The following is a 20502-nucleotide window of genomic DNA, read 5'->3' as shown; positions in this document are numbered from 1 at the left end:
TTCTATGAAATCTATTTAAGCAGGTATGGAATATTTTAAATTTTATAATTCCAAAAGTCTAGTACTACACGAAGATCAAATATTTGACTTTATCCTTATATCCATAAGCAGATTCAAGAAGTGATTTATCTCTAGTAAGTCTATGATTACACAAATACTTCATATAGTATACTTTTTTCTATCATCATCCTAAGATAAATCACAATAAATAGAAGATCAAATCAATTCTGTATTGCTGACAATCTGGACAGCATCATCACAATCATCACACGGCAGTGCACCTCTTTTTATCATTCTGTGGTAAAAACTATTCACCATATCAACAATAAAAAGGTCATAATGTTCTTCTTTCGATATTGTAAATATCACGTAAATTAGTTTTTTACCAAGCCCCTGATATCTTAAGAAATCTGGTAAAAATATGTTACTTATCTGAACTTGTCTATATTCAAAATTTATAAAAAATCTCAGCAATAGAAAAGCTGTTTGTTGTTCAGTATCATAGTTATCTTTATGATATCCATTTATTTCGACTTGATAGATATTATCACTTAACCAAAAGTCTGTTATCTTGAACTCAAAATGTTGTTTGGTATATTCATCCTTGTATGGTTTCAAATAATCAGCGATTTCTTCTATGATCTGTTGTTGAATAGTTTGCATAATATTTTTATCACTCCAAATTCTAATTTATTTCTTTCGCAACTTCAACTCAACACCATTCTTTTCTGCCAATGCCTGTAATTGTTTTTTTACATAATCGGCTTTTTCTTTAACAGATTTCCCACATAAATATGTGTTATTTTCAGTCATCGCAAGAACCTCTTTAATTTCATCTACTTCAAACAGATTGACTGCAAGGCAATAAAGTGTTTTTTCACGGCCAGAATTATAATTAGATAAAAGTATATTGAGCAACTTTGACTTTTCGGTTTGTTCGGCATTGTAAAATTCAATACCAATTTTTTGTGCTTTCAGCATATCTATTTTTTGATTCCTGTGTGTGATAAAGGAATCAAAAAGCTCTATACTTTCATATTTAGAGCAAGGGTATTCTTCACATTGAAAGCAGTATTCAATTTTGTTGTGTTCTAAACTGCATTTTGCTATTTTACACGATTGATTTCCAAATCCACAACCACCGCAATGTCCACTTAATTTCATTGAACATAACCCACAGTTTAAGCCACATAGAGAAAATAATGAATTTATTCTTTCAAAGTCTTTCATCTTATATCCTCCCTACAACTTCTAATTTATATGAGTATTATACAGTTATTAGATAGTTCTATCAATGATATCATAACCATATCAAAAATTTGTTTACACTTATTATCAAGTGCTGATTCATTTATTTTTATAAACCTATGATAAAACAAGAAAGGGAATTATTTTCAATAATTCCACCTGACCAATAGTCAGGCTCCAGATTGTTTCTTACCATCTGAATATAACTATATCTCATTTCCTCCTGTCTATCAGATAACGCATTGTCTGTAAGTACGACGAGAATCTGTTCTATAGTTCTTTTTATACAATAGCCAGTTCATTTCATTCACTATGACCATGTAATCTTTCTCTGATTCATATCATAACCATAATGATGAACTGGCTATTTTTTTATGACTCATTCTGCAGCTAGCTGACTGTAGTTCCTCCACCTTGTAAGTTGTGGCTTGTTGATTTGCTGATACTGTTTTAATGGCAGTCTTTCACTGTATCCCATTCCTCTTCTGGCTATCACATATGATGCTGCCTTATCTATGCTGATTCCCTTCTGTCTGGCATATTTCAACTTTCCTATGATACTTGTATACGCCGGATTCACTTCATTGATTCCTATTCTTTCTTTGTATGAGCGACTGTATAGCTTTTCAATGATCTTTCGATATGAGAATTCACTTAGCATTCTCTGATACTGCTTATTCTGATTATACAGTTCAAAGTCCTTTTTCTTCTTTTCAAAGTTCAGTTCCTCTATAATCAGTGGCTTACCGACTTCTCTGCAGTATCCGATGACCTGTTTCACTGTGTTCTCTATAATCCATTTTCTTTGACTTGATGTCTTACTGCTAAGGTCAAATAGAAAATCACGACAGTATATCAGATTCCCTTGTCTGTCTATCTCGCTTAATGATATCCTGTCGTTATTGATATCTATTCCAACTGTTCCTCCTGTGATTTCAAACAGGCATCCCTCATACTTCACATCAAGTTCTATTGCTGCACTGATAATGAAGTAGTCACCTTTATCCTTCAGGGTATAGCACACTGCCTTCCCCTTTGTGGCATGCTTCAGATTCAGTACTCTTATCAGTTCTTCCCTGCGATAGGGAAAGTCAAGTGAAAAGGCATGTCTTCTCTGATAGGTATCGATATATGTCATTGTCTTCTTTTCGTGATCATACTTGAACAGATTGTTGCAGTATTTGCCCTGACTTCTTCCTGTTATCTTCATATACCTGTTTTTATGAAAACGAATCTGCTTCATCCTCTTTTCAAGCTTTTCTATCTTATGCTCCATTCTTGTCTTTCGGTACTTGAGCATCCTGATGCGATGACGTGTTGCTTTCATCAGCTTATTGAGATGCTGAACCTCAAATATATAGAGAAGCATATACTGATTTCTATAGTAGCAGTGAAGAGGATCACGACTGTACCACTTCATATCCCTGCATCTGTAGACAGGTGGAAGTCTTTCACCATGAGTAATCGCTTTAGAAAGCGCTACAAGAGTAGACTTGGTCATTTTATACCGTTTAAGAAACTTTTCTTCCTGATTCATCTTCCTTTCAATCTTCTTCAGCTTCTTCTTTTTCATTGATATAAACTTATGATGCCAGGTCTTCTGTGACTTCAGTATTCCCTTTGCCTCGCTGATAGCACTTAAAGGAAAGTAGTCATTGGTATGATAGATATCCTTCAGATATCTGGAGTTGATGCTGTTGTTATGATAGAGTTCTCTGTAAGACTTATGAAGCATTGACTGATAGAGTGATATGTCATTTTGAATAGCGAGAGCAGTATCATTGGATAACTCATGATAATAGACTCTGGTAGATGAAATCGTTATCTTAGGCATAGTTATCTCCTTTCATGAAAGAAAAGAGGACAAAACAAAGATACATCAGACATGTATATTCATTTTATCCTCGAAGACTTCCGTACTCATATTATAGCAGGAGGGCTTATNCTGTCGTTATTGATATCTATTCCAACTGTTCCTCCTGTGATTTCAAACAGGCATCCCTCATACTTCACATCAAGTTCTATTGCTGCACTGATAATGAAGTAGTCACCTTTATCCTTCAGGGTATAGCACACTGCCTTCCCCTTTGTGGCATGCTTCAGATTCAGTACTCTTATCAGTTCTTCCCTGCGATAGGGAAAGTCAAGTGAAAAGGCATGTCTTCTCTGATAGGTATCGATATATGTCATTGTCTTCTTTTCGTGATCATACTTGAACAGATTGTTGCAGTATTTGCCCTGACTTCTTCCTGTTATCTTCATATACCTGTTTCTATGAAAGCGAATCTGCTTCATCCTCTTTTCAAGTTTTTCTATCCTACGAAGCACCCTTGTCCTTCTGTATCTGAGCTGCTTTAATTTATGTCCTGTTGACCTGATCAGTGGATTCAGTATCTGAACCTCAAACAGATACAGAAGCATATACTGATTTCTATAGTAGCAGTGAAGAGGATCACGACTATACCACTTCATATCCCTGCATCTGTAGACAGGTGGAAGTACTTCACCATGAGTAATCGCTTTAGAAAGCGCTACAAGAGTATACTTGGTCATTCTATACTGATTAAAATACTTTTCTTCCTGATCAATCTTCTTTAGCTTCTTCTTTTTCATGGATATAGACTTATGATGCCAGGTCTTCTGTGACTTCAGTATTCCCTTAGCCTCACTGATTGCACTTAAAGGGAAGTAGTCATTGGTATGATAGATATCCTTCAGATATCTGGAGTTGATGCTGTTGTTATGATAGAGTTCTCTGTAAGACTTATGAAGCATTGACTGATAGAGTGATATGTCATTTTGAATAGCGAGAGCAGTATCATTGGATAACTCATGATAATAGACTCTGGTAAATGAAATCGTTATCTTAGGCATAGTTATCTCCTTTCATGAAAGAAAAGAGGACAAAACAAAGATACATCAGACATGTATATTCATTTTATCCTCGAAGACTTCCGTACTCATATTATAGCAGGAGGGCTTATTATTCAATGCTTTCAGCAAATATATTGACTGACGCATCCAAATTCTTAATAGATTATGGAAATCTTTCCATAATCTATTTTATAGAAAGTAAAATAGATAAAAAAACTAGAGAAGCTATTTTAGCTTCTCTAGCATTAGTAATATAAATCTACATCTATTTTAAAGGTAACTTCAGTTTTACCCAGCTCTTCTTCATCATTGTATACATATAAATTTCTATCTGCAATCGTAAATGAGTTTACTGCTTTGCCGTTCAAATTTTTATTATTTGCATTCTGCATAAGTACTTTTACGATATTGATATTATCTCGACTAGGATCGCCTATAACGATCTTATAAATAAAGTTATCAAATATATATCTATTTATTTCAGGCTTTCTCAAATTATTTTTTACATAGTAATACGATTGACTCTACATGTTCAGTATGTGGGAACATATCGTATAAATAAACATCTTTGGCTTGATAGCCAATTTGTTGAAACCACTTTAAATCTCTTGCCTGGGTTGATGGATCACATGAAACATAAACAACATTTTGAGGTTTTAAAATTCCAACTGCATCAATAAATTCTTTTGTACTTCCTGCTCGAGGAGGATCCATAATAATACTATCAATATGTTGAGAAGATTGGGCTAATTTTTGAATAAATGCTGTAGCATCCTCATTATAAAATGAAATATTATCAATATGATTCATTTTGGCATTATTTAAAGCATCTTTATAAGCATCTCGATTACGTTCTACACCTATAACCTGTTTAACATTCTTAGCAATGCTCATACCAATTGTTCCAATTCCACAATATGTATCTAAAACAATCTGATTTTCCTGTGCCTTTAACAATTCAGCAACTTTTGCATATAACTTCTCACATTGATAATGATTAATCTGATAAAAAGATTGAGCTGAAATCTTAAATGATAAACCACATAATTTATCAACAATAAAACCTTTACCATAAAGGACTTTTTCTTGTTGAGATAAAACAATACTTGTCTGTCGTTTGTTAATATTTAAAACAATGGATTGAACATGTGGACATGCTTTAACCAATTCCTGACAAAAATTCTTAGATCCTTTAAAAAGAGTATCAGTTCCAACTAATACAACTAAAGTTTGATTTGTTTCTACTGCTCTTCTTATTAAAACATGTTTAAGAAACCCTCTCTTCTTTTGTTCATCATAAATAGACATATGATATCTTTTGAATAAAGATTGAATTTTTGATAAAACCTGATGAGTTTGTTCATCATGAAGAAGACATTTTTGCATTGGAACAATGCGGTGTGATGATTCTTCATATAACCCATATTCATATTTTTGATTAAATGCAACAATTACCTTATTTCGATAAGCATAAGGATTTTCCATGCCTTCTACTGAATGAACATGTAATTTTGGAAATAATTGTTGGCAATATTGTTTCTTTTTTATTAATTGTTGTGAATAATCTATATCAATATATTGACAACTTCCACAACGTTTACGAATCTGACAATTCATATATTCTCCTTCCATTAAAGAAAAGAGTAAAAGCACAATGACTTTTACTCCACTTTCATACAAAGACTGAAAGGGAAAATGTCTCTGCATGAAAATGTTGTTATAAATAGTATAACAGTTCCTTTATTAAATGTATAGAATTCCTACAAAGTTTCAATAAATGAAACCAATAATTGATAAGTCTTAACAAATGATTCTATATCTAATCTTTCATCAGGTGTATGAATATCAGCCATATTTGGTCCCATCGTAATAATATCCAATTCTGGAATCTTTCCTTTAAATGCTCCTGTTTCAAGTCCACCATGAGTTGCAACTTCTTTTAAGGTTTGACCAGTATATGTCAAATAAAATTCTTTAAATTGTGCTCGTAACTGTGAATCAGGATCATAATCCCAACCTGGATAATCATTAGAAACTTCGACATATGCATTATAAATAGAAGCAATCAATTCTAACTGCAATGATAATTCTTCACGAATACTTTGGAGTGGTGAACGAATAGAATAATCAATTGTTATGCAGTCATCATCTGTTCTGACAACTCCCATATTTAAAGAAACAGTTGTTAAACCTTCTATTGCCTGTGATTTTTCAATCATTCCATTTTGTGCTAGATACATAATAGAGATAACAGCTTCACTATCTTCAGCACAAATACAAACATCACATTCTTCTTCATGAATTGTGATAGAAAGATTTGGATCACTGATTTCTAATTCTTTTTTAATATCACTTTCATATGACTGAACCATTTCATATAAATCTTCAAAAGAACTTGAACTTGCAAAAGCAACACTACATTCACGTGGAATCGCATTATTTTTTAAACCACCTGTTATCTCTATTAAACGTATGTCTTTACCACCCTTTAATAAGTGATACAAAACACGCGCTGCAATTTTATTTGCATTACCTCTTCCTTTATCAATACATTCTCCTGAATGTCCACCTAATAAACCAGTCACTTCAATTACATAAACAGGCGAATCATTATCTTCTCCACGAATTGGTTTGGTAATTAATAAATCATTACCTCCAGATGAAGATGTACATGTTTCTCCTTCCGTTTCACTATCTAAACCAATCATACGTTTAGCTTTTAAAACACTTGCATCAAATGCTAAAGCACCACATAATCCAACTTCTTCCTGAACAGTAAAGACACATTCTAATGGAGGATGTTTCAATGTATTATCTGTTAATATAGCCAACATATAACAAACTCCATAACCATCATCTGCTCCTAATGTTGTCCCTTTTGCATGTAAAAAACCATCTTCTACATATAAAGCTAAAGGATCATTATCAAAATCATGAGAACTCTCATTATTTTTTTCATTCACCATATCCATATGTGCTTCTAACATCAATGGTGCATGATCCTCATAACCAATAGATGCCTCTTTATAAACAACTATATTATGCATTTCATCTCGATAATATTTTAATTCATGCTCATTTGCAATACTTTCAATATAATCAGCAATTGCTTCTTCATGATAAGAACCATGAGGAATCTTTGCAATCTCTTCAAAATAATAATTGACCAAAACATTTGTATCTAAAACAGCCATATTCTACCTCCTATATAAGTGTTCGCAAAACAAGTTCAGTAACTCCTGGATTCATTCCTAGTTCAATCCGTATGATTTTAGGATGAGAGCGATACCTACTGCGAATCATATCTCGAAGTGCTGTACCACTATGATATCCATGAATAATCCGAATCATATACGTGCCTCGATTAGCCCGTTTTAAAGCAGCATCAATCATTGTTTTTGCCTGAAATTGATTCATTCCATGAACATCTATTTCAATAATTCCTGAACTCATATTTTCACCCTTTCATTATATCAATTCTTAAACCAATTGTCTATTCATCCATTTTCCATTCAGATAACGCCAAACAAAGAACACACAACGCACTGCCCAATCAATAAACATTGCTATCCAAACACCTAATAAGCCTAAATTCATATATTGTCCTAACACATAACTGAAACAAAAGCGAAAAGTCCACATGGATAGAGCCGAAACAATCATTGTATATTTTGCATCATTGGCAGCTCTTAGAGCATTTGGAAAAGTAAATGATAATGGCCAAATAAACGCTCCTATAATACCATGCATGAAAATACATTGATAAGCCAAATCAGTTGTCTGTGATGACAAAGAATAGAAAGGTAAAATAAATGGTGTCAACATTAATATAACAGCAATAACAATTGTCATTGATACATAAGTTAACTTCATAATTTTTTTAATATAATATTTAGCCTGAGCATAATCATTAGCCCCTACACATTGCCCCACAACAGTCACCATTGCTAATCCCATAGCAGTTCCTGGAATAATCTGCATTTGAGCAATATTATTAGAGACAGCATTAGCAGCAATTGAATACGTTCCAAAAGTCGCAATTAAACTCTGAACAAGAATTTTTCCAAATTGAAACATTCCATTTTCTAATCCCGAAGGAATCCCAATCGATAAAATCTTTTTAATGTAAATCCCATCCCATGCCCAATGACGAAAATCATCAATACGCAACGGATTATCACTATGAGATAACATATATAAAATAACCAAACAAGCAATAGCACGAGCAATCAAAGTTGCTAAGACTGCACCAAAAACACCCCAATGAAAACCAAAAATAAAAAGAGCATTTAAAACAATATTAATAGCATTCATAATGGCACTATTAATCATTGAAATTTTAGAATTTCCAATTGCTCTAAATAAAGCCGCCCCAGAATTATATAAAGCAATAAATGGATAAGACATAGCTGAAAACAAAAAATAAATTTCAGCATTCTTCATCACATCTATTTCCACATTTCCAAAAATCAGATGCAACAATGTGCCATTAAAAACAATAACAATAATCATAATAATAATTGATAAAATAGCAGTAATCAAGATAAGCTGTTTAGCAGAAAATTTAGCTTTTTCGTGAGCTCCCTGTCCAATAAACTGAGCTGCAACAACAGCTCCACCTGTCCCCAAAGCTGCAAATATATTAATTAACAGAATATTAATTCCATCAACTAATGAAACCGCAGAAACTGCCGATTCACCTACACTTGAAACCATAATTGTATCTGCAAATCCAACTGTCACAACCAGTAATTGTTCAATAATTAAAGGAATTATTAATTTCTTTAAATCATGATTAGAAAACATCATCCTTCTCATCCTCCCATGATTTTTATTATAAACCTCAAATTATTGAATCATCACTTCTTTCAATTTTTGAAATTCTGCTTTTGTTAATTCACGATATTCACCTAACTTTAACTCATCATCTAAATCAATTCCTGCAAATTGCACTCTTTTTAACTTCACCACACAGTTTTGACATGACAAAAACATCTTCTTAATTTGATGATATTTTCCTTCATGAATAGTTACATAACAATGATAACTATCAATAATTACCAAATCAGCTGGTAAACATTGCTTAGCACCATCTATTATAACCCCTTGTAAAAAGATAGATACCAATTCATAACAAAGAGGCTTTTGAACTTCAACAAGATATTTTTTAGCAACATGAAACTGTGGAAGTAATAATTTTTTAATCATTGATGAATCATTCGTTAATAATAACAAACCCGTCGTTTCCTTATCTAAGCGTCCAACACAATGACAATCATGACGTTCCAATAAATCAGTGACACATGGATAATGAGTATCATGATTTGCACAGACATATCCACTAGGTTTATTCATTATATAATAAACAAATGGCTGAGAATGAATGATTTTATCTAATACCTCAATAACATCATCTTGTTGAACCAAATAATTCATATTGGTTTCAATAATTCCATTCACTTTTACACACTGATGTTTAATAAGGGTTCGACATTGTTTTATATTTCCACATTGATTCTTCATTAAAATCTGATAAAGTGGTTTAATGTGTATTTCTTCCTCTCCAGCAATCATTAGAACGTTCATCCCCACTATTTTTAATTAAGATACAAACTTCTCCACCACGTTTATAATCAGGAAATACATGAAGTATATCTGATAAGACAGATAAACGCTTATGTCCATCAATACATCGATATCTTTCATTTTCTTCAATCACATGAATTGGAAAAGAGAATCCAATTCTCATAATTGAATCATATAGAGAATGATTATATTTTTTATATACAAAATCAATTTGTGAAATATCTACTTTTTTTATGATCATTACATTCACCCCAGATTCAGTATATCATTTTTTTTCAAAAAGAAAAATGTTTATCTTTTTTATATCATTTCATGATATAATAGAAATCAAGGAGGTCACTGTATGAATATCTTATTAAGTCGTATTTTAACATATTTAAATGGAACATTATTTCATGATTATAATTATAAAATTTGTACATTTATTATTTTTCATTATTTAGAAATGGAAGATATGAGTGAAGAACAGTTCTTAGAAAAAGGATGTTTTAAAAAAGAAGAACTGTATGCTTTTATTGCCTTATTAGGATTTAATCAATATGAGGAATTTAGAGAAACATTAGTGAATCATCATCAAACCCGTTTAAATCAAATCAGAGTCAGAATGCTTGGTGCTGATAGTCGTGATTATATTGAAAATATGGATAAAGACTGTACTGATGAAGAAATGGAAAAAATCATTAGTGATATATGTCAGAAATTATATAAAGCCAAAAGAATTGTTGTATTTGGGGCACTCTATCCTATTTCTATAGCAATTGAATTACAAACGGATATGATTACATTTGGAAAACCTTTCATTCAATATCATAGTTATGATCCCATTGTTATGGATGAAAAAGATGTTGCTATTGTTATTAGTGCCACTGGACGTTATCTAGAAGGATTTAAAAAATCTAAAGAAGATGTTCATATAGAAAAAGCACAGCAAATCCTTATTACACAAAACAAAAAATATTTAAGAACTGAAGCAACACCTAATTGTAAAGTTATTTATGTTCCAGGTAAATTTGATAGTATTAATTTTAATTATCAGATTATGACAATCTGTGATTTAATACGTCTTCATTATTTTCAACAATATTACTTATAATCAACAAAAATACGTTACATCATAATGATGTAGCGTATTTTTGTTATCTTAAAAATAAACGGTCGTTATAATCATGAGTTGATGTTGAATAAAGATGAATCAATTCATCTACACTCATCTTTTCCCTTTGTTCACCTTCAACCAGTGCAATAATTTTACCATCTTTCATAATCATTGTTTTATTTCCATATTTTAATGCATCCTCCATATTATGAGTAATCATTAACGTTGTAATATGATGTTCTTCAACAATATGAGCAGTCATTTCTAAAACCTTTTGTGCTGTTTTAGGATCCAATGCAGCAGTATGTTCATCCAATAAAAGTAATTCAGGTTTCACATAAGTTGCCATCAACAAAGTTAAAGCCTGTCTTTGTCCACCTGACAAAGTTCCAACCTTTGTATCTAAACGTTCTTCTAATCCTAAATCTAATTCTTTTAAAGCTTGAATCATTTCATTTCTATGCTTATGTGAAAAGAGTGCCAAGCTAAAATGCTGACCACGTTGAGAAGCAAGTGAAAGATTTTCTTCAATCGTCATAGAGGGAGCAGTTCCCTTTAAAGGATCCTGAAACAAACGACCAATAAAACGTGAACGCTTATATTCAGGAACATTTGTAAGATTAAGACCATTCAAGATGACTTCACCTGCTGTTGGATAAACAGCACCAGAAATGGTTTGAAAAAGAGTTGATTTTCCTGCCCCATTACTTCCTATAATTGTCACAAAGTCACCTTGTTCTAATTGAAGATTAATATTTGAAAGAGCGATTTTTTCATTCACTGTTCCTTCATGGAAAATGACTGAAATATCTCGAAGTTCTAACATTTTGATCGTCTCCTTTTCCTTTTGAAACTTGCTGATGCAATTGCAATAACAACCAACACTGCAGATAATAATTTCAAATCACCTGATGGTAAACCAAGTTGTAAAGCAATTGTTAAAATTGCACGGTAGAAAACAGCACCAAATACAACAGCAAATAATTGAAAACCAATTTTATCTTTCTTAATAATCGTCATTCCAACAATAATACTTGCCAAACCAATAACCATCATTCCTGTTCCACTAGCAATATCAGAGAAAGTTTGATGTTGCGCATAAACTGCTCCACCTAAAGAAACAAAACCATTGGCTAAAGCCAATCCAAGAATTTTCATTTTATCTGTATCAATCGAACTTGCTCTCACCATATCTTCATTATCACCACATGCTCTTAAAGCCAATCCTAACTGTGTTCTTAAAAAATAATGTAAGAACAAACAGACAAGTAAAACAATCATACCAATAACAATGATTTTATCATAAGGTGCTAAAAATTCTAAAGGTGTAAAAACTGAAGATGATTCAAACAAAGATATATTGGGTGCATCACCCATAATTCTTAAATTAATTGAATATAGTCCTGTCATGGTAAGAATCCCAGAAAGTAATGGCATAATATTCAATTTTGTTATTAATAGTCCTGTCACAATACCAGCAATACATCCTATCACAAAGGCTAATATTAAACCTAGATAAGGCATTGAATGAATTGTAAAAACTGCACTGACTGCACATCCAAGTGTAAAACTTCCATCCACTGTCAAATCAGGAAGATTTAAAATTTTATAACTAATATAGAGTCCTAGGGACATAATTGCAAATATGCCCCCTAACTCCAAAGCTCCTAAAACAACCGTTAAATTCATACAAACAACCCCTATTTCATCATAGATAAAGCTTTATCATTTTTAATTTCATCAGGTAATTGAATACCTAATTGATTCAATATATTTTCATTTACATAAATATTTAAATTTTCCTTAAAAACCTTAACAGGGATATCTTCTACCTTTGTCCCCTTTAAAACCTGATCAACCATATTTGCAGTTTCTTTACCTAAATCTTCATAATTAATTCCAACACTTAAGAAACCACCATCCTGTACCATTGAATCAGCTCCAACATATAAAGGTATTTTTGCTTTCGCACATGCTGGACTTACAACATTCATTGCACTTGCAACTGTATTATCATTAGGTGCAAAAACAGCATCACATTTACTTGTTAAAACATTAACTGCACTTTGAACTTCATTAATACCAGTTACTGTTGCTTCAACAATTTCAATTCCTTTATCCTTAGCAAATGCCTTTGCTTTATTAATATTTGTTACAGAATTTGCTTCACCCTTATTATATAAGACACCTAATTTTTTTAAATGAGGATTTATTTGTAAAGCTCTTTCCAAAATCAATTCAACTTGAATCTCATCACTTGTACCAGTAATATTTTTATCAGGCTTTTCTAAATTCGTCATCAATTTTGCACCAATAGGATCACTCACTGCTGCAAAGACAACAGGCGTTGTACTTGCCAATTTAGCAGCAGCTTGGGCAACTGGTGTTGCAATAGCCATAACAACATCTGGATTATCTCCCTTAAATTCCTGAATAATACTTGCTGCTGTATTATTATCACCCTGTGCATTTTTAAATGTATATTCAACATTTTTACCATCTTCATAACCTAATGCTTTCATTTGTGCATCAAATGCACTCTTAATCGTATTCAAAGAAGTATGCTCAACTAATTGAATAATTGCTACTTTCTTCATTGTATCAGAAGAACTCCCCTCATTACTTCCACATCCTACTAACATACTTGCAGCCAATCCAGCTGCCATCATTCCTTTAAATAATTTATTCATTTTCATTTTTCTTTCTCTCCTTATCATTTGTTTTTTTATTCAATTCATAAGAAGCTACGCCATCGTTTCATTTCCATATTTCTTTCCCCCTCTTGTTAGCATATAAACAAAAAACACCTGTCCTGCAAAAGGACAGATGTATATATCTGCGGTGCCACCTTTAATTGGTTATCTCAAACCCACTCATCAAAATGCTAACACATTTCTGCTTTATAACGTAAGCTCACGTCAATGGATACTCGTTATCTTTCCCCATTGCCCTCGTAGGTCCATTTACTTAACTGCCACTATCTAGCTTCCACCATCCTAGACTCTCTTTAAGTACATCTTCAAGTTTTATCTCCCACTCATTGGTTTTCTTGTATACAATTTAACATAACATATTAACAGTGTCAATTTATTTTTTAATTATTTTATAATATTTATACTAATAACAAATTTATACATTAAAATTTGTTATTTTTTTAAATAAAAATCAAAACCAAGTTAATACCTTAGAAAATCATCTTTGTAAAATAGGATAAGTAACACTTTCTTGAGTATGCATTTTTACATTACATTTTATTTTAGTGCCAAAATTATCTTCATCCCCGTACTTGTTTTCATCTTTCGTACCATCTTCATAATATATATATTTGGTTGCATCAACTTGTGTCCCTTGAGCAGCCATCTCTGGCGTAATCTTAACATCAGAAACAAGGAATTGATATCTTTTAACACCTTTTTTGTCACCAGATGTATTAGGATTTAATATCTCAATTCGCCATGAAATATTATCCATATCATAACCTAAATTTTTTAAAGCATTATTAATCTCATATCCTACCCCATGTATACTCGAATTTTTTCCTCCTGCCTCTGAATCTATACTTAATCCAATACTATAATTTTTAAGTGATAAAAACTCTTCCATAATCTCTCTAATCTTTGCATCAAACATAACCGCATCAGCAATATTATCATATACTTTATCTTGGATAATAAATTGATTATTGTATCCTAAAAATATTACATATTTTTTATTAATGTAATATGTAAATGTTTGGACTACTCCTTTTTCATAATAAAGACTTTTTAAAGTACCATTACCTTTAACATCATCCACAATATTCGTTTTTTCATCACTTGTTAAATAACCAGTAAATGGTGTATTATCTAAGCGTTTATTTGCATATTGGTGCGTTAAGTATCGTTCACTACTCGTCAATATTGATTTAGCTTCTGCTATACATTTCGCATCATCAGCTTCATCTATATAATTCAGTACAGCTGGAACAGCTATTGCTAACAAAACTGCCAATATAACGACAACAACTATTATTTCAATTAATGTAAAACCCTTTTTTGATAATTTTTTCATACTAAATCATTGTCTTTAATTCAGATGGATTATCAGAATATTGTAGTGCATATTCTTTTGAGATACGTCCTTGTCTAACTAACCCAGTCAAACTCATATTTAATGACTGCATTCCAAGTGTTGATCCTGTTTGAATAACACTATTAATCTGATGTCCTTTATTTTCTCTAATCAGATTTTCAATAGCAGATGTTGCCATCATTATTTCTAATGCAGCAACACGTGATTTTCCATCAATCGTTGGTATAAGTTGTTGTGTCACAACAGCATTTAAAACACCTGATAACTGTGTTCTAATTTGATCTTGTTTATGTGGTGGAAAAACATCAATAATACGATCAATTGTTTTTGCAGCACCAATGGTATGCAATGTTGAAAAAACCAAGTGACCAGTTTCAGCCAAAGTCATTACAGCCTGAATAGTCTCATAATCACGCATTTCTCCTACCAAAATAACATCTGGATCCTCACGCATTGCACTTCTTAACGCTGTATCAAATGAATCAACATCAAAATTAATTTCTCTTTGATGAATTAATGCAAGATTTTGTTTATATACATATTCAATTGGATCCTCAATCGTTAAAATATGGCACTTACGATTATTATTAATCTCATTAATCATTGCCGCAAGAGTTGTTGATTTACCTGAACCAGTTGGCCCTGTTAGTAGGACAAGACCTCTTGGATCTTGCGTTAATTTTTGAAGAACAGGCGGTAATCCTAATTCATTCAATGAACGAATACGTTCATAAATAACTCTCAATGCAGCACAAAGATGACCTCTTTCTTTATATACATTAACTCTGTAACGATTTTCTCCTTCGACATAGACCAAATCAATATCATGACCATTTTTTAAGTCAGTAAGTTGATTTTCATCTAACATTGATTCAATCATAATAACAATATCTTCTGAAGTATAATTATGTTCATAAGGTATAAGAATACCATTATTTCTAACCATAATATTTGTAAGTCCACCTAAATGAACATCAGAATATCCTCTTTCTCTTGCATAATTTAAAATATTATCTAGCGCTTGCATTACAAATCACCCTATCTTTCATAATAAGAAATTTTCAATAACTCTTCTATAGTCGTTTGACCTTCTTCCACTAATTTAAGAGTTTCCTGAAACAAAGAACTATAATCTTGATTAATTTTTACATAATCATAAATATCATCAATATCAGCATGTTCAGTTATCATTTTCTTAATTTTTTTATCAATTAAAACCATTTCATGTACAGCTATTCTTCCTTTATATCCTGTATGATGACATGCTGGACATCCAACACTTCGATAAACATATGGCAAATTCTTTCCAGCGATACGTTTATCATCTTCTGATGCTATTTCTTTTTTAGCACAATGAGGACATACCTTCTTAACCAAACGTTGTGCTACAATACCAACAACACTATTAGCAACCATATACGGTTCAATACCCATATCAATTAATCTTACAATTGTACTTACAGCATCATTTGTATGAAGTGTAGAAACAACCAAATGCCCTGTAATAGCAGCTCTTACAGAAATAGAAGCTGTTTCAGCATCACGTGTTTCTCCTACCATAATAATATCAGGATCTTGTCTTAAAATTGCTCTCAATCCACTTTCAAAAGTCAATCCAGCAACATTATTTACCTGCATTTGATTAATACGCTCAAGATTCTTTTCAACAGGATCTTCAATTGTCAAAATATTAACATTTCGTTTTGCTAATTTTTCCATTATCATATATAAGGTCGTTGTTTTCCCTGAACCCGTTGGTCCAGTCACATAAATAATTCCATTAGGATTATCCATCATTAAATTCATTTTTTTAAAATTAATATCAGTCATCCCAAAATGATTTGCATGATCAATAGGTGTATTAGAATTTAAAAATCTCATAACAATCTTTTCACCATATACAGTAGGCACAATAGACACACGTAAATTCATACGTTCACCATTGATTGTCACAACAAAATGACCGTCCTGTGGAATTCGACGCTCTGAAATATCAAGATTTGCTAAAATCTTCGTTCTTACTACTAATGGACTATGAATACTCTTTTGAAGTTTCATAGATTCAATGAGCATTCCATCAATTCTCATTCTTACTAATGTTTCTTTTTCAAAAGGTTCAATATGAATATCAGAAGCATTACTACTAAAACCTTTAGTTAATAAAGAATTTAATAATTTAACAATTGGTGAGTCATCAGACTCACTATCAAAGATTTCTTCATCAATCGCTTCAAAATGCGTTGTATCCCTATTAGCTACTTCAGCAGCAGATTTTGCCTTTATTTCTGAATAATTATAATCAATTGCATCCTTAATTCTATCATGAACTGCTAATCCAATTGAAATATTCATACCTGTTACAAGTCTAATATCCTCTAAAGCATAGAAATCCATTGGATCACTCGTTACAACAGTCAAAGTATTTGATTCAATATTAATCCCAATAACATTATATTTTTCTGCTAACTGTTGAGGAATCTTTGCTACAGCATCAATCTCTATAGGAGCTGTTGATAAATCAATCATTGGATAATCTAATTTTGCACTCAATGCACGTAAAGTCTGTTCTTCATTTACAAATCCCAAATCAATTAAATGTTGACCCAATCTCTTAGATTTATCTTTCTTCTGTGCCTCTAAAGCCTCCTGTAACTGTTCATCAGTTATATATCCATACTCCTTTAATACTTCACCTATTGGTACACGTTTCATAAGTTACCTCCTAATTATTGTATAACACTCTTGATATACCAATTTAAATATGCACCTTCTGCTTCCCCCTGCCCCTGATTCAAATAAGCTGCCTGAAAATACACATTTTCCTCTTTAACAAACGATAACTGTATTTTTCCACTATAAGTATAATCAGCATATGATGTTCCATAGTTTATAATTCCAGCTTTATCTCCTACTTGTACATAATAAATTTCATCAAAGCCAACAAACACTATATCGCCTATTTCATAGGCACTACAATCATCCCAATCAACAGATAGTGTTTTCCATCCAACATTATATGCATTGTTCAAATAAATATTTTTTTCTTTTTCCCCAGGTCCAATATTATTATCAACAATTTTTTTAAAATATTTATAAATTCCATGGTAATCTATTTTTACAACATCACCAATTGAATACTTGTGAGAGGAATTATATATAGGTATTTTTTCAAGCTCCAATTCTGAATTTGGTAACTCTTTAATAACTGTTTTAAGTCTTTTATTTTTAGTAGTTTCAGAAGTTTCCTCTCCTCTAACGTTAGGTATTTTATTATCAAATGAATTTGTGATTTCTTCCCAGAAAACCATCCAATAGTTTTGTCCTGGCTCATAATCAGGTAAATCAGTAATATTTTGTCCGTTTTTATCCACACATCGATAATATTTTCCATTATGTTGTACAATATCACCATATTCATATCCTGAACCAGCCATCCATTGAGCATCGATTTTTTTCCACCTATGATGATAAGAAATATCTCCCGGTTTTCCAGTTACAGATGTGTATGGAGCCTTATCTATAAATTTCCACCAATATCCCTCATAATAATAAAAATCACCATATTCAAAACTCATTCTTTCTTGATTTGTATGCATATATCGTCCATTAATCAAAGTAATATCAGATATTTGATCTGCCACTGTTCCAGTAACTTCAAATGGACTATCTTCACCACTACCACCGCTATTATTAATAGCTGTCTTATCTTTCTTATAGTAAATTTTTAAATCATCTTGTCCAACTATTTTCTCATCAGCAAAAGGTGCATTTTCAATAGAAGTAACATTCATAAGTTCAAGTGTATCTCTTGTTGTATATAATGCTTCAGTTCCATCTAACATACTATAGCTCAAATCTAATCTATTATTTTCATATGCTTTTACAGTCATTTTAAATGAATGACCATTATAATAACTATCATTATTAAAAGCATTTAAATCTATTTCATCTTGATCATAATGATGTAACTTATTATCAACAACACTTATACTATACCATTTTCCTTCAGGTTTACTATTCTGTATTTTAACATCTGTTGCATATAATAATTGCTCACGAACATAACTTGATAATTGATCAATACTTCTCTTATCTAAATCAGTATTAGATGTCTCATAAAAATACTTAAAGCCACTAATCATTACACTACCTAAAACAGCTATCACTGCTGAGAATATGGCAATGGAAACAATAATCTCAATAAGTGTAAATCCATTTTTATTAAATCGCCTTTTTTTCATATTGTCTCACCACCTTCTCATGAATCATATTATTTATGTGTAATTGTGATAGTATCATAATCATCTAATCCAACAAACATATCAGGAATTAACAAATCAGTTAATTTAAATTTCATACCATTATTTATTTGCTCACAAACCCATTGATTACCTTCATCAGTAAAACCTAACTGATTTTTTATATATTCTTTTGTTCCTATAGTCATACCAGATGTTCTACTAACTGAAACTGTAACTTTTTTTCCATTTCTGACAAAAGTAACATTTATTGCATTCTCTTTCACTTTAACTGGTTCGACAATACCAAAAACATTAAAATCATTATCATCTCTTTTTTCAATTTTATACCAAACTACGTTTGCTTGTTCATATGTAACACCCTCATAGTAAGAATCTTCATATAATTCTAATATAGTCTCAATGTCAAACATACTTTCTTTTGATGGAAATTTTTTGATGCGTGATAAAATGTAATTAATATCAGTTGAATTATGTGTATTCTCTTTTATAATATTTTTCTCAGCTCCCATTTTATTAAGCCAAAATAAATTAGAATTAGTATCAGTTGAATCGGGCGTAATTATTTCATTATATTGTTGACTTGGATCCTTCAACAAATAAAACCATGCTGAATGTTTGTATTCTTCAATATAATTAAATGAAGATAAAAATAATTCATCTTTGTCATTATAATGATCAGTGACTGTTTTCTTTACACCATCTACTGAAACAGAATCACTAAACACCATTCTAGCATTAGTCTCTTCACCCTCGTTATTTTGAATCTTCTCAAACAACTCATTGCTTGTATTTTTTATATACGCTGATTCACTCATATAACGGATAATTGATGTAAAAGCAAGCGCAACAGCACTCAATAGAATTGCTATCATAGCAATTGTCACAATGGATTCAATTAATGTAAAACCGCGATTATTCTTTTTCATAGACAGTTTCTCCTTTATGAGAATATTGAAGATTTTGCCACTGACCTGTTGTTGAATCTTTTGTCATTGTTAATTGTATTTCCTGTGTTTGTTTATAGTTGGTAGCTGAAGCCACAATAACAATAACATTGTCGGTATTGTTTAAAGTGATTGTTGCTTTTTTCTCTTCACATGTATCACCTGTTAATTGAATATCATTAAATTCAATAGTTGGTTCTGACTCTTTAGGAATAAAGTTATCATTTCCTGCAGTTATCTGCACTGAAATGGTATCAACTATAGATTTAGCAGTTAAATAAGCTTGTCTTTCCTGATGATTCATTATAGAGCGATTATGATAAGAACTTGCAATAGCAAAACATGCTCCAAGCAAAATAGTCAAAACCATGCCAACCACTACCGCCATGACAATACTAGAACCTTTTTCACTTTTCACATG

At 31.6% G+C, this 20502-nt stretch carries 19 protein-coding genes and 1 other annotated feature; of the genes, 1 reads left to right on the top strand and 18 read right to left on the bottom strand.

Annotated features, from left to right (window positions below; translation table 11 throughout):
- Positions 1-216: 216 nt before the first annotated feature.
- From BN1865_RS02050 to BN1865_RS02000, 9 genes are all read right to left on the bottom strand, one after another.
- A complete protein-coding gene (locus BN1865_RS02050; protein ID WP_050635600.1) occupies positions 217-663 on the bottom strand; it encodes a hypothetical protein in 447 nt (148 codons plus the stop codon).
- Positions 664-690: 27 nt separating this feature from the next.
- Entirely contained in the window at positions 691-1230 is a 540-nt protein-coding gene (locus BN1865_RS02045) for a DUF3795 domain-containing protein (RefSeq protein WP_050635599.1), read from the bottom strand.
- A 397-nt stretch (positions 1231-1627) separates the two neighbouring features.
- Positions 1628-3082, bottom strand: a complete 1455-nt coding sequence (locus BN1865_RS02040) for an IS200/IS605 family accessory protein TnpB-related protein (RefSeq protein ID WP_050635598.1) — start codon at positions 3080-3082, stop codon at positions 1628-1630.
- Between the two features lie 1535 nt (positions 3083-4617).
- Positions 4618-5739, bottom strand: coding sequence for a 23S rRNA (uracil(1939)-C(5))-methyltransferase RlmD (rlmD, locus tag BN1865_RS02025; protein ID WP_050635596.1), 1122 nt, complete (start codon positions 5737-5739; stop codon positions 4618-4620).
- 143 nt (positions 5740-5882) lie between these two features.
- Entirely contained in the window at positions 5883-7316 is a 1434-nt protein-coding gene (gene pepD / locus BN1865_RS02020; protein WP_050635595.1) for a beta-Ala-His dipeptidase, read from the bottom strand.
- 10 nt (positions 7317-7326) lie between these two features.
- Positions 7327-7575: a Smr/MutS family protein gene (locus tag BN1865_RS02015; protein WP_050635594.1), complete on the bottom strand. Its 249-nt coding sequence runs from the start codon at positions 7573-7575 to the stop codon at positions 7327-7329.
- Between the two features lie 27 nt (positions 7576-7602).
- The gene (locus tag BN1865_RS02010; protein WP_050635593.1) at positions 7603-8931 is read right to left on the bottom strand and encodes an MATE family efflux transporter; all 1329 of its coding nucleotides are present in this window, start codon (positions 8929-8931) and stop codon (positions 7603-7605) included.
- Positions 8932-8970: 39 nt separating this feature from the next.
- Positions 8971-9708 (bottom strand): pseudouridine synthase, encoded by a 738-nt coding sequence (locus BN1865_RS02005; protein WP_232780293.1) that lies wholly within the window; start codon positions 9706-9708, stop codon positions 8971-8973.
- A complete protein-coding gene (locus tag BN1865_RS02000) occupies positions 9665-9949 on the bottom strand; it encodes a hypothetical protein (protein ID WP_050635591.1) in 285 nt (94 codons plus the stop codon). Before BN1865_RS02000 ends, BN1865_RS02005 begins: the two co-directional genes overlap by 44 nt.
- A gap of 102 nt (positions 9950-10051) precedes the next feature.
- On the opposite strand from BN1865_RS02000, the gene BN1865_RS01995 reads away from it, so the two are divergent.
- Positions 10052-10801: a MurR/RpiR family transcriptional regulator gene (locus BN1865_RS01995; protein ID WP_050635590.1), complete on the top strand. Its 750-nt coding sequence runs from the start codon at positions 10052-10054 to the stop codon at positions 10799-10801.
- Between the two features lie 43 nt (positions 10802-10844).
- Here BN1865_RS01995 and BN1865_RS01990 read toward each other — a convergent pair whose 3' ends face one another.
- The 9 genes from BN1865_RS01990 to BN1865_RS01950 all read right to left on the bottom strand — a co-directional run bounded on the left by BN1865_RS01990 (position 10845) and on the right by BN1865_RS01950 (position 20499).
- Positions 10845-11630, bottom strand: a complete 786-nt coding sequence (locus BN1865_RS01990; protein WP_050635589.1) for an ABC transporter ATP-binding protein — start codon at positions 11628-11630, stop codon at positions 10845-10847.
- Entirely contained in the window at positions 11624-12493 is an 870-nt protein-coding gene (locus tag BN1865_RS01985; RefSeq protein ID WP_050635588.1) for an ABC transporter permease, read from the bottom strand. The genes BN1865_RS01990 and BN1865_RS01985 overlap by 7 nt, the downstream gene beginning before the upstream one ends.
- Before the next feature lie 11 nt (positions 12494-12504).
- A complete protein-coding gene (locus BN1865_RS01980; protein WP_050635587.1) occupies positions 12505-13500 on the bottom strand; it encodes an ABC transporter substrate-binding protein in 996 nt (331 codons plus the stop codon).
- Positions 13501-13619: 119 nt separating this feature from the next.
- Positions 13620-13854 (bottom strand) — a binding site (T-box leader).
- A 142-nt stretch (positions 13855-13996) separates the two neighbouring features.
- On the bottom strand, positions 13997-14854 hold the full coding sequence (locus BN1865_RS19015; RefSeq protein ID WP_050635586.1) for a prepilin-type N-terminal cleavage/methylation domain-containing protein: 858 nt from the start codon (positions 14852-14854) through the stop codon (positions 13997-13999).
- A 1-nt stretch (position 14855) separates the two neighbouring features.
- Positions 14856-15902: a type IV pilus twitching motility protein PilT gene (locus BN1865_RS01970; protein ID WP_050635585.1), complete on the bottom strand. Its 1047-nt coding sequence runs from the start codon at positions 15900-15902 to the stop codon at positions 14856-14858.
- Between the two features lie 11 nt (positions 15903-15913).
- Entirely contained in the window at positions 15914-17587 is a 1674-nt protein-coding gene (locus BN1865_RS01965; protein WP_050635584.1) for a GspE/PulE family protein, read from the bottom strand.
- Positions 17588-17601: 14 nt separating this feature from the next.
- Positions 17602-19116 (bottom strand): prepilin-type N-terminal cleavage/methylation domain-containing protein, encoded by a 1515-nt coding sequence (locus BN1865_RS01960; protein WP_050635583.1) that lies wholly within the window; start codon positions 19114-19116, stop codon positions 17602-17604.
- 29 nt (positions 19117-19145) lie between these two features.
- Positions 19146-20063 (bottom strand): pilus assembly FimT family protein, encoded by a 918-nt coding sequence (locus tag BN1865_RS01955; protein WP_050635582.1) that lies wholly within the window; start codon positions 20061-20063, stop codon positions 19146-19148.
- Positions 20050-20499, bottom strand: coding sequence for a hypothetical protein (locus BN1865_RS01950; protein WP_050635581.1), 450 nt, complete (start codon positions 20497-20499; stop codon positions 20050-20052). Before BN1865_RS01950 ends, BN1865_RS01955 begins: the two co-directional genes overlap by 14 nt.
- Positions 20500-20502: the final 3 nt, after the last annotated feature.

Source organism: Candidatus Stoquefichus sp. SB1 (assembly GCF_001244545.1).
Lineage (GTDB): Bacteria > Bacillota_I > Bacilli_A > Erysipelotrichales > Coprobacillaceae > Stoquefichus.
Note: the sequence above shows the minus strand (reverse complement) of the source record. Positions and strands in the feature narration are given on the sequence as shown.

What these genes read in the sequence shown, in the direction of transcription:
- BN1865_RS02005 (WP_232780293.1), bottom strand. Translation starts at nt 9,708, where the DNA reads ATGAACGTTCTAATGATTGCTGGAGAGGAAGAAATACACATTAAACCA.
- rlmD (WP_050635596.1), bottom strand. Translation starts at nt 5,739, where the DNA reads ATGAATTGTCAGATTCGTAAACGTTGTGGAAGTTGTCAATATATTGAT.
- BN1865_RS02045 (WP_050635599.1), bottom strand. Translation starts at nt 1,230, where the DNA reads ATGAAAGACTTTGAAAGAATAAATTCATTATTTTCTCTATGTGGCTTA.
- BN1865_RS01985 (WP_050635588.1), bottom strand. Translation starts at nt 12,493, where the DNA reads ATGAATTTAACGGTTGTTTTAGGAGCTTTGGAGTTAGGGGGCATATTT.
- BN1865_RS01970 (WP_050635585.1), bottom strand. Translation starts at nt 15,902, where the DNA reads ATGCAAGCGCTAGATAATATTTTAAATTATGCAAGAGAAAGAGGATAT.
- BN1865_RS02050 (WP_050635600.1), bottom strand. Translation starts at nt 663, where the DNA reads ATGCAAACTATTCAACAACAGATCATAGAAGAAATCGCTGATTATTTG.
- BN1865_RS01990 (WP_050635589.1), bottom strand. Translation starts at nt 11,630, where the DNA reads ATGTTAGAACTTCGAGATATTTCAGTCATTTTCCATGAAGGAACAGTG.
- BN1865_RS19015 (WP_050635586.1), bottom strand. Translation starts at nt 14,854, where the DNA reads ATGAAAAAATTATCAAAAAAGGGTTTTACATTAATTGAAATAATAGTT.
- BN1865_RS01980 (WP_050635587.1), bottom strand. Translation starts at nt 13,500, where the DNA reads ATGAAAATGAATAAATTATTTAAAGGAATGATGGCAGCTGGATTGGCT.
- BN1865_RS01955 (WP_050635582.1), bottom strand. Translation starts at nt 20,063, where the DNA reads ATGAAAAAGAATAATCGCGGTTTTACATTAATTGAATCCATTGTGACA.
- BN1865_RS02040 (WP_050635598.1), bottom strand. Translation starts at nt 3,082, where the DNA reads ATGCCTAAGATAACGATTTCATCTACCAGAGTCTATTATCATGAGTTA.
- pepD (WP_050635595.1), bottom strand. Translation starts at nt 7,316, where the DNA reads ATGGCTGTTTTAGATACAAATGTTTTGGTCAATTATTATTTTGAAGAG.
- BN1865_RS02010 (WP_050635593.1), bottom strand. Translation starts at nt 8,931, where the DNA reads ATGATGTTTTCTAATCATGATTTAAAGAAATTAATAATTCCTTTAATT.
- BN1865_RS02015 (WP_050635594.1), bottom strand. Translation starts at nt 7,575, where the DNA reads ATGAGTTCAGGAATTATTGAAATAGATGTTCATGGAATGAATCAATTT.
- BN1865_RS01965 (WP_050635584.1), bottom strand. Translation starts at nt 17,587, where the DNA reads ATGAAACGTGTACCAATAGGTGAAGTATTAAAGGAGTATGGATATATA.
- BN1865_RS01960 (WP_050635583.1), bottom strand. Translation starts at nt 19,116, where the DNA reads ATGAAAAAAAGGCGATTTAATAAAAATGGATTTACACTTATTGAGATT.
- BN1865_RS02000 (WP_050635591.1), bottom strand. Translation starts at nt 9,949, where the DNA reads ATGATCATAAAAAAAGTAGATATTTCACAAATTGATTTTGTATATAAA.
- BN1865_RS01995 (WP_050635590.1), top strand. Translation starts at nt 10,052, where the DNA reads ATGAATATCTTATTAAGTCGTATTTTAACATATTTAAATGGAACATTA.